Consider the following 349-nt stretch of genomic DNA (forward strand, 5'->3'; position numbering starts at 1 on the left):
ACGTGCACGGTCCTGGTTCGGACGAGGCTTTGGTCTGGTATGAGGGGTCCGGGACTGGGGACAAGCGCTACTTCTCGGCGGATGAGCGCGGCAGCATCACCCTTGTCACCCGCCAGAACGGCACGGTCTTGCGGCGCAACCAGTACGATGCGGACGGCAGGCGCGACTCGGACGTCTTCGAGGCTTCGCGTTTTGGCTATACGGGTCAGACGAAGATCACGGGCACGAGCCTTTGGCACTACAAGGCCAGGGCCTACTCCCCCTTCCTGGGCCGCTTCCTGCAAACCGACCCGATCGGCTACGGCGACGGGCTGAACTGGTACGCCTATGTCGGCGGGGACGCGGTGAA

At 64.5% G+C, this 349-nt stretch carries 1 protein-coding gene; it reads left to right on the forward strand.

The features are described 5' to 3' along the window. The coding region (locus NOG11_RS14885; protein ID WP_256620604.1) for an RHS repeat-associated core domain-containing protein at positions 1-349 on the forward strand (349 nt) is incomplete at both ends.

The sequence above is a fragment of the Parvularcula maris genome, from assembly GCF_024505085.1.
Classification (GTDB): Bacteria; Pseudomonadota; Alphaproteobacteria; order Caulobacterales; family Parvularculaceae; genus Parvularcula; species Parvularcula maris.